The sequence below is a fragment of the Pseudomonas sp. NY8896 genome (assembly GCF_039634505.1).
Window position 1 is genome coordinate 121,273 of the sequence record NZ_CP132351.1, and the last position, 12,672, is coordinate 133,944.

The 12,672-nt window shown below is 58.7% G+C and carries 14 protein-coding genes; all 14 read left to right on the top strand.

The genetic code is table 11. The features are described 5' to 3' along the window. Positions 1–26: 26 nt before the first annotated feature. The gene (locus Q9451_RS32140) at positions 27–1,154 is read left to right on the top strand and encodes a phosphoribosyltransferase domain-containing protein (RefSeq protein WP_065760598.1); all 1,128 of its coding nucleotides are present in this window, start codon (positions 27–29) and stop codon (positions 1,152–1,154) included. Then, entirely contained in the window at positions 1,144–1,902 is a 759-nt protein-coding gene (locus Q9451_RS32145; protein ID WP_065760597.1) for a trehalose phosphatase, read from the top strand. Before Q9451_RS32140 ends, Q9451_RS32145 begins: the two co-directional genes overlap by 11 nt. Then, the gene (locus tag Q9451_RS32150; protein WP_010792509.1) at positions 1,895–2,989 is read left to right on the top strand and encodes a cysteine protease StiP family protein; all 1,095 of its coding nucleotides are present in this window, start codon (positions 1,895–1,897) and stop codon (positions 2,987–2,989) included. Before Q9451_RS32145 ends, Q9451_RS32150 begins: the two co-directional genes overlap by 8 nt. After that, complete coding sequence (locus Q9451_RS32155) at positions 2,989–3,936, top strand: HpcH/HpaI aldolase/citrate lyase family protein (RefSeq protein WP_172688490.1); 948 nt, start codon at positions 2,989–2,991, stop codon at positions 3,934–3,936. Before Q9451_RS32150 ends, Q9451_RS32155 begins: the two co-directional genes overlap by 1 nt. Beyond that, positions 3,936–4,664: an HAD family hydrolase gene (locus tag Q9451_RS32160; protein ID WP_057391292.1), complete on the top strand. Its 729-nt coding sequence runs from the start codon at positions 3,936–3,938 to the stop codon at positions 4,662–4,664. The genes Q9451_RS32155 and Q9451_RS32160 overlap by 1 nt, the downstream gene beginning before the upstream one ends. 2 nt (positions 4,665–4,666) lie before the next feature. Then, the gene (locus Q9451_RS32165; protein WP_057391293.1) at positions 4,667–5,260 is read left to right on the top strand and encodes a TerD family protein; all 594 of its coding nucleotides are present in this window, start codon (positions 4,667–4,669) and stop codon (positions 5,258–5,260) included. Next, positions 5,257–6,447, top strand: a complete 1,191-nt coding sequence (locus Q9451_RS32170; protein ID WP_189671913.1) for a TerD family protein — start codon at positions 5,257–5,259, stop codon at positions 6,445–6,447. Before Q9451_RS32165 ends, Q9451_RS32170 begins: the two co-directional genes overlap by 4 nt. 47 nt (positions 6,448–6,494) lie before the next feature. Further along, entirely contained in the window at positions 6,495–6,944 is a 450-nt protein-coding gene (locus tag Q9451_RS32175) for a tellurite resistance TerB family protein (RefSeq protein ID WP_010794506.1), read from the top strand. Positions 6,945–6,955: 11 nt separating this feature from the next. Then, positions 6,956–7,990, top strand: coding sequence for a TerC/Alx family metal homeostasis membrane protein (locus Q9451_RS32180; protein ID WP_057391295.1), 1,035 nt, complete (start codon positions 6,956–6,958; stop codon positions 7,988–7,990). A 28-nt stretch (positions 7,991–8,018) separates the two neighbouring features. Continuing rightward, the gene (locus Q9451_RS32185) at positions 8,019–8,597 is read left to right on the top strand and encodes a TerD family protein (RefSeq protein ID WP_010792502.1); all 579 of its coding nucleotides are present in this window, start codon (positions 8,019–8,021) and stop codon (positions 8,595–8,597) included. Between the two features lie 33 nt (positions 8,598–8,630). Beyond that, positions 8,631–9,209 (top strand): TerD family protein, encoded by a 579-nt coding sequence (locus tag Q9451_RS32190; protein ID WP_033997894.1) that lies wholly within the window; start codon positions 8,631–8,633, stop codon positions 9,207–9,209. Between the two features lie 134 nt (positions 9,210–9,343). Continuing rightward, positions 9,344–10,369, top strand: a complete 1,026-nt coding sequence (locus Q9451_RS32195; RefSeq protein ID WP_172688493.1) for a hypothetical protein — start codon at positions 9,344–9,346, stop codon at positions 10,367–10,369. Between the two features lie 66 nt (positions 10,370–10,435). Further along, the gene (locus Q9451_RS32200; protein ID WP_172688494.1) at positions 10,436–11,413 is read left to right on the top strand and encodes a lysozyme inhibitor LprI family protein; all 978 of its coding nucleotides are present in this window, start codon (positions 10,436–10,438) and stop codon (positions 11,411–11,413) included. A gap of 64 nt (positions 11,414–11,477) precedes the next feature. After that, positions 11,478–12,671 carry a DUF4236 domain-containing protein gene (locus Q9451_RS32205; RefSeq protein WP_172688495.1) on the top strand — a complete coding sequence of 398 codons (1,194 nt, stop codon included), beginning with the start codon at positions 11,478–11,480 and terminating at the stop codon, positions 12,669–12,671. Position 12,672 lies beyond the last annotated feature (1 nt).

The following is a 12,672-nucleotide window of genomic DNA, read 5'->3' on the forward strand; positions in this document are numbered from 1 at the left end:
CCCTCGCGCCAATCAAGGAAGCAATCATGGAAAACAACGTAGTACCAACGTCCCTACGCGCCCAACTCAAGCGGGGGCTTCTTGAGGTCAAAGTCGACGACGCCGTCCTCCCTCCCGCAAACCTGTTCGGTTTTGCAGAGCGCCGGAATCCCAAGCGGGCATTCCTATTCGTTTCCAAAGTGCTGGGCCGCCATATACCAGTGCGCCCATCGGTCATGGCTGCCAGCTTCGAGAGCCTGGCTGCTGAAATCCCGCCTGATCTCCCTGGACCAGTGCTGGTCATTGGCATGGCCGAAACTGCCGTAGGCCTCGGTGCCGGCGTGCACCGCGCCTTCAGCGCAACTCGCCCTGACAGCGTATACCTCATCAGCACTCGCCACCCCCTCGGCACCGAGCTCTTCGCTCGTTTCGAGGAAGAACACAGCCACGCCAGCGCTCACCTGATCCACATGCCCGTCGACCCAGAGGTCCGGGAAATGATGCTACAGGCTCGATCGCTGGTACTGGTGGACGATGAGGCTTCCACCGGGAAGACCTTCGTCAACTTGCATCGCGCCCTGGTAGATGCAGGCCTGAGCAAGATCGAGCGTGTCGTCACGTGTGTCCTCACGGACTGGTCTGCTGGCGCTGTACGCCATGCCATCGGCGAGCAGGCGACAGCGGTGTCGCTGATGCAGGGCTCCTATCAGTTCCATGAAGACCAGGCAGCGCCGCTGCCCGAAATGCCAGACGTAGGGGCCGTATCCATCGGAGAGTGGCCACTTTCGGCAGATAAAGACTGGGGCCGCCTGGGCGTCCGTCATGTGGAAGACACGCTTGCTCCCGAGATCCAGGTCCAACCCGGCGAAAAGATCATCGTGTTGGGCACCAGTGAGTTCGTCTGGCGTCCCTTCCTGCTGGCCGAGCGTCTGGAACGTGCAGGCGCTGATGTTCACTTCAGTTCCACCAGTCGCTCTCCAATCGCCTTGGGCCACTCCATTGAGCATGCCCTGTCGTTCTCTGACAACTACGGTCTTGGCATCCCGAACTTCCTCTACAACGTGAAGCCGGGGCAGTTTGACCGAGTCCTGATCTGCACCGAAACCCCCGCGCAGGCAGTCCCTGCAGAGCTGGTTGCGGCCCTGAATGCAGAGGTGATTTTCGATGAGCAGTAATCGTCCCCTGGTATTTGTCGACCTCGACGACACCTTGTTCCAGACCGCTCGCAAGATGGTCGAAGGTGCGCCGCGCACTACCGCGACGCTGGATGTACACGGCCAACCCAATGGGTACATGAACCCGGTCCAGCACTCCTTCGTCAACTGGCTGCTGGCTTCGGCCGATGTAGTGCCTGTCACCGCGCGCAGCGTAGAGGCTTACAGCCGCGTCAAGCTCCCCTTCACCGAGGGGGCTATTTGCTCGCATGGGGGGGTGATGCTCCGGCCTGATGGCACACTGGATCAGGACTGGCATGGACAGATGGCCGAGTCCCTTTGGACCTTCCAGGATCGACTGCCGGCGTTGAGCGAAGCAACCCTGCAGATCGGGAAGGACATGGGTTATTCGCTCCGCGGTTGGGTTGTGGAAGAAGAGGGCCTGCGCCACTACGTGGTGACCAAACACAATGAATCCGATGACGCTGTCCTCTCCAAGGTCCTGAACGAGGTTCAGGCTCGAGGCATGCTGGAAGGCATGCACATCCATGCCAACGGCAACAACCTCGCGTTCCTGCCCAAGGGGCTGGCTAAGCGCCTGGCCGTTCAAGAATGGCTGCGCCGTGACGCCAAAATCAACGGCGAACGCCCGGTCCTCGGCTTCGGCGACAGCATCACTGACCTGGGATTCATGGACCTTTGCCACATGTGGGCTACACCCGCTCGCAGCCAATTGGCCAAGGCCGTGGAGGAGATGATCAATGAGTAATCTCCTCGCCACCCTGAACACCGTCGGCAGCGGTAGCTACGCGCCGGAAGACGTCCATTTCCTTCTGCAGTCGGTGGAAATGAATGTCACCGATGTCGAGGAGAAGGAGCGCCTGATTCAAAGCAATCAGAAGCACTATTCGGAGATGATCAGCCAAGAACACGCGCCTACCGACGTGCACAAGTCCCTGTACGCCCGTGCGCTTGTGCAGAACGGGGCGCGCATGGCTGAAGATGTTCAATCTCTGGCTTTGGCGTTGAATGCCGCCTACACCGGCTCCAGTATCGCCCTGGTTTCCTTCGTGCGCGCCGGTCTTCCACTTGGCGTCCTGCTCCGTCGGGCACTGGTCGAGATGGGCCGTGACGCCCACCATTATGGCGTAAGCATTATCCGTGATCGCGGGATCGATACGGTGGCCCTCCAAGCAATCATCCAGTTGCACGGTGCGGAGAACATCGTCTTCGTGGATGGCTGGACCGGCAAGGGAGCAATTTCTGGCGAGCTCAAGCGGACGCTGGGAGCCGACAAGCGTTTCCCGGAAGAACCACGTCTCGTTGTACTTGCCGACCCCTGCGGCCGCGCATGGCTCGCAGCCTCCGCAGAGGACTGGGTAATCCCGTCCGGAATCCTGGGCGCAACCGTTTCAGGCTTGGTATCTCGATCCATCTGGCCGACTCAAGGTGGGCTTCATGGTTGCGTGGTTTACGACCACCTGCATGAACACGACGTTACACGTGAGTTCATCGACAAGATCGAGGCTGAGCGCCAAGCGCTGAACAGTGTTCAAACTGCATCGCCCTGGACGCACGAGCAGCGCCTGAAGCTCCAGGCCGCAGCTGAAAACGTGGTCACCTCCCTCGCTACCCGCTTCGGCATCAGCAACCTGAACCGCGTCAAACCGGGTATTGCCGAGGCAACCCGAGCAGTCCTGCGCCGAGTACCCGATCACGTGCTGGTCCGGGATCGTAACGACGGCGACGTGCAACTCCTGCTGCATCTCACTGAGCGCGCTGGGGTAACGGTGGAGGAGGCCGGCGAGGCACTGGGGCCGTACCGTGCGGTAACCATCATCCGGAGTACGAACTGATGAAGGCGATTTCTCCATTCGCTCTCGGGGCGACTCTGTACATGCCGGCAACTCGCGATGACATCCTGGATGTGGTGTTCGGGATGAGGATTCCTGAGCTTCGCTCACTGGTGGTATGCCTGGAAGACGCAGTGGCGGCGATCGACGTCGAAAGTGCGCTCGCAAATCTGCAGGCGCTCCTCATGGGCATCGACGCCCGTGGCGGCCGCCCGGAACAGGGGCCGTTGCTATTCGTCCGTCCTCGCGATGCAGAGATGGCAGCAGTGTTGAACGAATGGCCGCTGATGAAGCACGTCAACGGATTCGTCGTTCCCAAGCTAACGCTGAAGTCTCTCGCTTTCTGGGAGGCCGCGGTCAGCAACCCTAATCTCTATCTCATGCCAACTCTGGAAACGAGCGATGTTTACGATCCGGGTGCCATGGTGGAGCTCGGTCAGGCTCTGAAAGCCAACCTGAACCAACGCATCATCGCCCTCCGGATTGGCGGGAACGACCTAATGGGCTGCCTCGGCCTGCGCCGGAACCCTGCCACCACGCTCTACAACACACCGATGAGCTACGTGATTCCCATGCTCGCCGGCGTAATGGGAGCACAGGGCTTTGCCCTGACGGCCCCTGTATTCGAACAGCTGGCCACCCCCCATCTTCTTCGGGAGGAGTTGAAGCTCGATATCGCGCATGGCCTGGTAGGCAAGACGGCAATTCATCCAAGCCAGATCAGCATCATTCAGGACACGCTCCGCGTGAGCCTGGAGGACCTCAACTGCGCCAAGCTGATCGTCAACGATGTGGCCCCCGCCGTCTTCAAGCACAACGACGCAATGTGCGAGCCGGCTACTCATTACAAGTGGGCAGTAAACATCCTCGAGCGCGCCAAGTGGCACGGAGTGAAGCCCGCCGAAATGGGTAATGGCGAACTCAGTGTCCGCCTGGCCGAGGCTAACTGATGAGCATCGAAATGCTGGAGGCAGGGCCGAAAGGAGCGAAAGTGCTCTCGGTGTTTGACTTCGATGGAACCCTCACCCGGCACGACAGTTTCGTGCCGTTCCTTCGGTTTGCCTTCGGCACTCGTGAGTTCACCCTTCGTATCCTCAGGCTGGTGCTGCCCAGCCTGAAGTACCTCTCGCGGGGCATGTCACGAGATGAGCTAAAGGCCCAGTTGGTGAGCACATTTCTCGCCGGCGTGGAAGCCAAATGGGTAGGCCAGAAAGCAGAAGATTTCTGCCAGTCGGTTTGGCCCAAGCTCATGCGCCCATCAGGGTTACGATCCGTCGCGGCCGAAATGGCGTCCGGAGCAGAAGTGACACTTTGCTCGGCCTCGCCGGCCCTGGTTTTGCGTCCATTCGCCGACCGGCTCGGGATCAAGCTCATCGGGACAGAATTGGAAGTGGTCGATGGCCGCCTGACCGGTAGGATCAGCGGAAACAATTGTCGTTGCGAGAACAAGGTGCTCCGCCTGGAAGCCATCTATGGTCCGCTGACCCAATACCGGTTGAGGGCCTGGGGCGATACCCGCGGCGATCATGAATTACTGGCTGCCGCGCAAGATGCGCATTGGCGTCATTTTCACCCCGTATGGCGGCGTTCCCGCCTGCGGTTTAGCAAAGCAGGGAGCCCGGGGAGTGTTCCTCCGCGAGCCTCCCACTCGAACTCTGAAGATCAACAAGGAGCGTAAACATGGCACTCACCCTGAGCAAAAATCAGAGCATCTCGCTGGAGAAAACTGCCGGCAGCAGTCTCACCTCGGTCAGCCTGGGACTGGGTTGGGACCCGGTGAAGTCCGGTGGATTCCTCTCCAAACTCCTCGGGGGCGGCAACGACTCGATCGACCTCGACGCCTCCTGCATTCTGCTGGACGGTAACATGAAGCCGGTGGACCTGGTTTGGTTCCGTCAGCTCAGCTCGAAGGACGGCTCCATCAAGCACTCCGGCGATAACCTCACCGGTGAAGGTGATGGCGACGATGAAACCATCAACGTCGATCTGCAGCGCCTGCCGGCCTCCGTCCAGCACCTGGTATTCACTGTTAACAGTTTCCGCGGGCAAAAATTCGACCAAGTAGAAAACGCCTACTGCCGCATCGTGAACAACTCCAAGAACCAGGAGCTGGCGCGCTTCAATCTCGCGGAGAAAGGCCAGCATACCGGTGTGGTGATGGCCAGCCTCAGCCGCAAGGGTAACGACTGGGACTTCAAGGCGATCGGCCAATCCACCAACGGCCGCACTGCGGATGACCTCGTCAACCTGGCCATTCAGGCGGTACGCGCATGACAACACTGGTACCTGGCGGTAATGCGCCGGTTGCCACCGGCCAACTGCGCGTGGACATCAGCTATACGCCGATCCCAGGCGCAGACCTTGATATCTCCGCGTTCGCCCTGACAAACACGGGGAAAGTCCGCGGCGATGGTGACATGTGCTTCTACGGCCAAACCAGCATTCTGAGCGGCGCAGTCCAGCTGACGGCCAGCTCGGCCGGTCGCGCTGAATTCACAGTCGATCTCAGTCGTGTTGATCCTGCCGTGGAGAAAGTTGCGCTCACCGCGACCATTTATGAGAACAAGGCGACCTTCGATCGCGTTTCGACGCTGGCGCTGGCCCTTACTGGAGGGATTGAAGCTCAGATCCCAACACGCGGGATGAACGAAACGGCGCTCATTCTTGGCGAGTTCTACCTGCGCCAGGGAGCGTGGAAGTTCCGCTGTGTCGCACAGGGCTTCGCGGGTGGACTGGAGCCGCTGGCTAAGCATTTCGGTGTCGATATTGCCGCGCCATCGGGGAATCCGGCCCAGAACACGGCGCAGCCGACACCCGCTCCTGCGCCGGTACCGCCGTCCGCGCCGAAATCGACGATCAGCCTCAGCAAGGTGACCCTCGACAAGTCTCGCTCTAGCATCAGCCTGGAAAAAACGTCTGCTGGCTTCGGTGAGATAAAGGTCAACCTGAACTGGAACCAGGGCGGCACTGGCCTGCTTGGCGGCCTTCTGGGAAAACGCAACGCCATCGATCTGGACCTGGGTTGCCTGTTCGAAATGCAGGACGGCTACAAAGGTGCTGTACAGGCGCTCGGTAAGCGGTTCGGTGATCTGCGCGGAGAGCCGTACATCCAACTGATGGGGGATGACCGTACTGGCTCTGTCGCTGGTGGTGAATGGCTTCACATCAACGGGCAACACTGGAGCGAGGTTAAACGGATTCTGGTGTTCGCCTTCATCTATGACGGCGCTCCCAATTGGAAAGCAACCGACGGGGTGGTGACCATCTTCGTTCCCGGGCAACCGGAGATCGAGGTACGCATGAACGAGGAGGGAGGTCGCCACGGCATGTGTGCGATTGCTCTTCTTGAAAACGTGAATGGGGCCGTTAAGGTCTCTCGCCGAGTCGACTTCCATCCCGGGCACGAAGAGATGGATCGAGCCTACGGCTGGGGGATGCGCTGGAAAGCGGGCTCCAAGTAAAACTTATCCGGCGGGGACCTAGTGCCCCGCTCATTGAGGGGGAACACATGCTCGAATGGCTGAAAACCAACGCGGCCAAAGCCCGCGAAACGCTGACTACCGAGGTAGGTAAATATAAGAACCGGGACTTCATGGCCGCCATCGCTAACGGCTGTGCATTGATGTCCGCCGCGGACGGCGAGATTAAATCCGAAGAAAAGATGAAGATGACCGGCTTCATCAATAACTCGCCGGAGCTGAAAGTCTTCAATCTGAATGACGTCATCGGTGTCTTCAACGACGCCTGCGGCAAGTTCGAATTCGATTTCCAGATCGGCCAAGCGGAAGCTCTGAAAGTGATCAGCAAGATCAAGAGCAATGAGGGGCAGTCGCGCTTGCTGGTCCGTGTGGTGTGCGCCGTCGGCGCCTCGGATGGCGACTTTGATAACAAGGAAAAGGCAGTTGCTCGCCTGATCTGCCTAGAGCTGGGCTTGAACCCCGCAGACTTCGAACTGTAAGGAACTGAAACGTGGAAACATCTCACATTGGCTTCCCACCGCTGACCATGGCGGTATTTGTCGGCCTGGCGCTTGCCGCCCTGCTGCTGGACATGGTCACACACCGCGATGACAAGCCGATCACTCTGGCGCGCGCCTCTATCTGGTCCGTGTTCTGGGTGGCGATTTCCCTCGCGTTCGCAGGTTTCCTCTACGTGCAACACGGCGCTGAAGTCGCAAGCCTGTTCGTTACCGGTTACGCCCTGGAGAAAGTGCTGTCGGTCGACAACCTGTTCGTCTTCATGGCCATCTTCGCCTGGTTCAAGGTGCCGGATGGTCTGCGCCACCGCGTTTTGTACTGGGGCATCATCGGTGCAATCGTTTTCCGTGGCGTGTTCGTGGCGATCGGTACCGGCTTGCTGGCCTTCGGTCCCTGGGTTGAGATCGTCTTCGCGCTGATCGTGGCTTGGACGGCGGTGATGATGCTCAAAGGCGGAGACGATGATGATGCTGAGGAAGATTACTCCCAACATCTCGCCTACCGTTTCGCCAAAAAGCTCTTCCCTGTATGGCCGAAACTATACGGCCACAACTTCTTCGTGAGCCGGAAAAAGCTCGAAGTCGAAGTCCAGAAGACCGAGAACAAAGGCATGAGCCTGGCTGCGAAGGGCGGTTTGTTCGCCACCCCGCTGTTCCTCTGCCTGGTCGTAGTCGAGGTGTCTGACGTACTGTTCGCCTTCGACTCGGTACCGGCGGTAATCGCGGTGAGCCGTGAGCCCCTGATCGTCTACTCGGCAATGTTGTTCGCAATCCTGGGCCTGCGTACCCTCTACTTCGTCCTCGAAGCGCTGAAGCGTTACCTGGTGCACCTCGAGAAAGCGGTCGTCGTGCTGCTGTTCTTCATCGCCGCCAAGCTCGGCCTGAACGCCACCGACCACCTGTTCCACCACGGCATCAGCATCGATCCGAACACCAGCCTGCTTATCGTCCTGGCAGTTCTGGCAGTCGGCATCCTGGCAAGCGTGATCTTCCCCGAAAAGGAAGAAGCGCAAGCCGAAAACCAGTAATCAGTAGCAACCACAAGGAGCTGTATACATGGCACTGTCTCTTCAAAAAGGTGGCAACCTCTCCCTGTCCAAAGAAGCACCTGGGCTGACCAAGATCCTGGTCGGTCTGGGCTGGGACCCGCGCTCCACCGATGGCACCCAGTTCGACCTCGACGCCAGCGCTTTCCTGCTGAACGCCACCGGCAAAGTCCGCGGCGATGCCGACTTCATCTTCTACAACCAGTTGAAGAGCCCGGACGGTTCCGTAGAGCACACCGGTGACAACCGCGACGGCGCCGGCGACGGTGACGACGAAGCTATCAAGGTCGACCTGAGCCGTGTTCCGGCCGACGTCGACAAGATCGCCTTCACCGTGACCATCCACGACGCCGAAAACCGTCGCCAGAACTTCGGCCAGGTCAGCAACTCCTTCATCCGCATCGTCAACGAGGCCAACGGCTCCGAGATCGTTCGCTACGATCTGGCCGAAGACGCTTCGACCGAAACCGCGATGATCTTCGCCGAGCTGTACCGTCACAACAGCGAATGGAAGTTCCGCGCTGTCGGCCAAGGCTACGCTGGTGGCCTGAAGGCCCTGGCCAACGGTTACGGTCTGACCGTCAACTGATCCCTCACCCCAACTGAATCAAGGAATCACACCATGGCAGTATCTCTCTCGAAGGGTGGCAACGTCAGCCTGTCCAAAGAAGCACCTGGCCTGAGCGAAGTCGTCGTAGGCCTGGGCTGGGACCCGCGCGTTACCGATGGCACCGAGTTCGACCTGGACGCCTCGATCTTCATCACCGGTGAAAACGGCAAAGTTCTGAACGACTCCAGCTTCATCTTCTACAACAACAAGAAGTCCACCGATGGCTCCGTCGAGCACCTGGGCGACAACCGCTCCGGCCAGGGCGAAGGCGACGACGAGCAAGTCAACGTCAAGCTGACCGGCCTGGGCGCGGACGTGAAGAAGCTGGTTTTCGCCGTCACCATCCATGACGCCGAAGCTCGCAAGCAGTCCTTCGGTCAAGTGGGCAACGCCTACATCCGCGTCCTGAACAAGGCCGACGGCAAGGAAATCGCTCGCTACGACCTGTCCGAAGACGCCTCCACCGAGACCGCCATGATCTTCGGCGAGCTGTACCGTCACAACGACGAGTTCAAGTTCAAGGCGATCGGCCAAGGTTTCGCCGGCGGCCTGAAGCCTCTGGCTGAAGCTCACGGCGTGAGCATCGGCTAAGCAGAAAGGCAGGAAAAAGCCCCGGCATGGCCGGGGCTTTTTCACATCTGTAGGAAGGGAACGAATGTCACGACCGGCAAATCTCCAGTTGCTGCGCCGTACAAGCTGTGTGTCTGGACAAGGAAAATCGCGAGATGAAACTCAGGTTGCTTTTGGCTGTAGGTGGCGTGCTGGGGCTAGTGGGCTGTGATGCTGTCACTGATTTCAAGCTGGGTATGGCGCAGCGGGAATTGCGCGAGGAATGCTTCGGTAGCTTTACGAACACCTGCGTGAGCAAAACCATCGACTTCAATATCAAAGTGCTTGAGTCAGTGCCCCTTTCTGGGCCGGAAGACAAGAAGGGCATCATTGCGATGTTCGGAGACGAAGGGTGGGATCTCTGGGAGGAGTCCGAGGAAGAAGTGAAGGACCAGGTGATCGAGATCCTCGAATCAAGACGCCCTGGTTTCTTCTCCCGATGGTTCCTGGGTGACGCCCAGCCATTCGATGAGAAAGGGGTAATGGAGCTTGCGCCGAGTGACCTGAAGCCGTTCCAGGATCGTGCCAAGGCAGTGTTTGTCAGCAAGCTGAAGGCAGCAGGGCTGAAACCTAATGCTGAAGCAGCTGCGAAATACAACGATGAGAAACAGCCCCCTCAACAGCAAGAAGCTCCAGCTACCCTGGGCTCCGCAGAGCACTCTGTTCGACCGGTAAGTGAAGTGTCGCAGCAATCGCAGCTTCAATCGCATGGACTTCCCGCCGGCGGACATGCACTGACCTTGCCGGCAGCCATCGATAGCCTTGTCGCTGCCGAAGTTTCCTCTGACGGCGGAAGTGAGTACGAAGAAGGTCGCAAGGTTGTTCAAGTGGATCTGAATGGCGACGGTGCAGAGGATGCTGTTGTCCTTTTCACCATCGAAGGGCAGGGCGGTGGGAACGGCTCGTACCAAACCCTGGCTGCCCTTTACAAGGAGCCGGACGGCTGGGCCCTCAAGCAGAAGCTTGTCGTAGGTGGCGCAACAGACATCCAGGTCCTGGGCCAGAACATTTTCGGTTTGAAGGTCTTGACCCACGGCGACGACGATCCAATGTGCTGCCCGAGCCTCGAAAGCGTCGTTAGGTACAAGTGGACCGGAACAGCCTTCGCTGAATTGACCGCCGCTAGCCAGAGCGCTGGCTGAACCTCCATTGGGCCAGGACAAATCCTGGCCCTGCTCATCGTTACCTTGGACTCATGGAAGTAGGCAATGCGAAGCATCCTAAAGAGTATCGTCCTGTACGCCACTCTGACTGCAGCCGGGCTAGGATCGGCCCAGGCAACGAGCTTTGACTGTGCAAAAGCAAAGACCTTTGCGGAAGCGACAATCTGCTCATCTGAGCCTCTTCAGCGTTTGGATGAGGACCTGAATTCTGAGTATGTGAAGACTCTCGGGCGGGTGACGGAAATGACCAAGGGTCAGGTGCGTCAGGCACAGAGAGAGTGGCTTAAGCGCAGGGATTCTTGCCAAACACCCAGCTGTGTTTCAGTAGCCATTACAGACCAGATCCGAGCACTGGCACTCTGGGGAACAGTGCCGAATGTAACGGGAATCTCTCCAAAGCTCACAGCCCAGTCTCAAAAGACTGGCATCGGGGGAGACCACCAGGCTGTTTTGCCACAGAAGCTGGTGCACCGAGAAGCAACCACTGTGCATTCCCAATCGACTACGCCAACCGCCAAGCCTGAGCTCACTACGAGCTCGCAGGCTTTTAAGATTGGGGTGGTGGCCATGGTACTGGTATTGCTCATCTGCATTTGGCTGCACTCCAGGGGCTCGATGACCATCTACCAGGACTATACCGACGCCCTCTGGACAACGATGACCCCAATCCTCGGTGTAGGGGCTTATTTCCTCGTGAAGTGGCTGGAGTTCTCCTCAGAGATCGCCGCTTGGTCAGCCTTGCTTTTGCTGGCGTTGATGAGTGTCCAGATCCTCATTCAGACCTACCGCAGCAACGGCCCATCCCTGTATTTCCTGCTCTCGCTCTACGCGAAGGTTGTCCTGTTCACGCTCTACCTGCTCCTAATGGGCCTTTTGCTGCTTGGCGGGACAACAAAGGCGGACCGTCGCCGGCGGCGTGGATGGGCAATTGCTGCAAGCGCATTGTTTGCCTTCTTTACCGCCTGGATGTGCCGTAACCGGCAGTTTTCACACATTGACGACTACCTCGCCGGCCGGACATAGCTTGGCATCGACATCGACCTGCAAGTGGGCAGGCCGGCGTCCCCAGTGAATCTCGGAGGAAGATATGGGGTTCCGCTTCAGCAAACGTATTACGATCGTTCCCGGCGTTCGGCTCAACATCAGCGGTTCGGGAATCAGTACCTCTGTTGGTCCACGCGGATTGAGCCTAACCATGGGCAAACGTGGCACCTACATTAACGCGGGCCTGCCAGGGACTGGCCTTTCCTATCGTGAACGGCTGGATCGATCTGGCCAGAGGCGCGCACCTGGTCCATCTGGAGAGACAGCGGCCTATTCCGGGCCCATAAAGGTCAAAGTCGACGATGATGGCTCGTTGATCATCACAGATCTGGAAGACAACCTGCTTCCGCCCGAGATCGTTAAGCGCGTTAAGGTGGAGAAGTGTGAGGAGATCCAGGCGCTTCTCGAAAAAGCTGCAGCAAAAATCAACGAAGGGCTCGAAGAGTGCCTTTCGGTGCACATGATGACTCCCAGGCCAGGTTCTCTGCCGGCGCTTCCTCCTGCGTTCAACCTTGAAGAACCGCGCCGACCATCCATTGACGCGCCCGGGCTACTCGACAAGATGCTCTTGCGAAGTGCCAGGATGGAAAGGGAGACTCAGGCACTGGAGGCCCAGTACCAACAGGATCTGGCTGAGTGGAACTCCGCCCGCGACGCCCACGAGAAGGCACGTGCCGAAATCGAGAAGGCCATCCGGCTGGCTGCAAAGGGATATAGCGCTCAAATGGAGCGCGCGCTGGACTATGTGCTTTCCGGCATCGCCTGGCCGAAAGAAACACTCCTCGAGTACGAGTTCTCCCACGACGTTACTGGAATAGCCCTGGACATCGACCTGCCCGAAGAAGGTGATGTGCCAAACAGAACCGCTGAAGCCAAAGGCAATGGCAAGCTCAGCTTCAAGACCAGGTCCGAAGCTCAGACTCGAAAGGACTTCGTCTCCCTCTGTTACGGCACCGTTTTTCGTGTGGTTGGGGAGGTATTTGCCTTGCTCCCAGGCATCCAACAGTGCCTTGCTTCCGGGTACATTCAGCGCACAAATCCGGCTACGGGGCGTATCGAGGATCAATACGTAATCTCGGCGCTGATCTCTCGTGATCAATGGGAAACCTTGGACTTCAACCGGCTGGAAGCGATCGATCCATGTGCGACATTGACGGCATTCGGGGCAGTGGTGAGCCTCGACAGAGCATCGCGGTTCCGTGAAATCAGCCCAATGGATTTAGCCACCCTAGGCTGAA

Excerpts from the sequence above, each read along its gene's own strand:
- Q9451_RS32140 (WP_065760598.1), top strand. The coding sequence starts at position 27 with ATGGAAAACAACGTAGTACCAACGTCCCTACGCGCCCAACTCAAGCGG.
- Q9451_RS32145 (WP_065760597.1), top strand. The coding sequence starts at position 1,144 with ATGAGCAGTAATCGTCCCCTGGTATTTGTCGACCTCGACGACACCTTG.
- Q9451_RS32150 (WP_010792509.1), top strand. The coding sequence starts at position 1,895 with ATGAGTAATCTCCTCGCCACCCTGAACACCGTCGGCAGCGGTAGCTAC.
- Q9451_RS32155 (WP_172688490.1), top strand. The coding sequence starts at position 2,989 with ATGAAGGCGATTTCTCCATTCGCTCTCGGGGCGACTCTGTACATGCCG.
- Q9451_RS32160 (WP_057391292.1), top strand. The coding sequence starts at position 3,936 with ATGAGCATCGAAATGCTGGAGGCAGGGCCGAAAGGAGCGAAAGTGCTC.
- Q9451_RS32165 (WP_057391293.1), top strand. The coding sequence starts at position 4,667 with ATGGCACTCACCCTGAGCAAAAATCAGAGCATCTCGCTGGAGAAAACT.
- Q9451_RS32170 (WP_189671913.1), top strand. The coding sequence starts at position 5,257 with ATGACAACACTGGTACCTGGCGGTAATGCGCCGGTTGCCACCGGCCAA.
- Q9451_RS32175 (WP_010794506.1), top strand. The coding sequence starts at position 6,495 with ATGCTCGAATGGCTGAAAACCAACGCGGCCAAAGCCCGCGAAACGCTG.
- Q9451_RS32185 (WP_010792502.1), top strand. The coding sequence starts at position 8,019 with ATGGCACTGTCTCTTCAAAAAGGTGGCAACCTCTCCCTGTCCAAAGAA.
- Q9451_RS32190 (WP_033997894.1), top strand. The coding sequence starts at position 8,631 with ATGGCAGTATCTCTCTCGAAGGGTGGCAACGTCAGCCTGTCCAAAGAA.
- Q9451_RS32195 (WP_172688493.1), top strand. The coding sequence starts at position 9,344 with ATGAAACTCAGGTTGCTTTTGGCTGTAGGTGGCGTGCTGGGGCTAGTG.
- Q9451_RS32200 (WP_172688494.1), top strand. The coding sequence starts at position 10,436 with ATGCGAAGCATCCTAAAGAGTATCGTCCTGTACGCCACTCTGACTGCA.
- Q9451_RS32205 (WP_172688495.1), top strand. The coding sequence starts at position 11,478 with ATGGGGTTCCGCTTCAGCAAACGTATTACGATCGTTCCCGGCGTTCGG.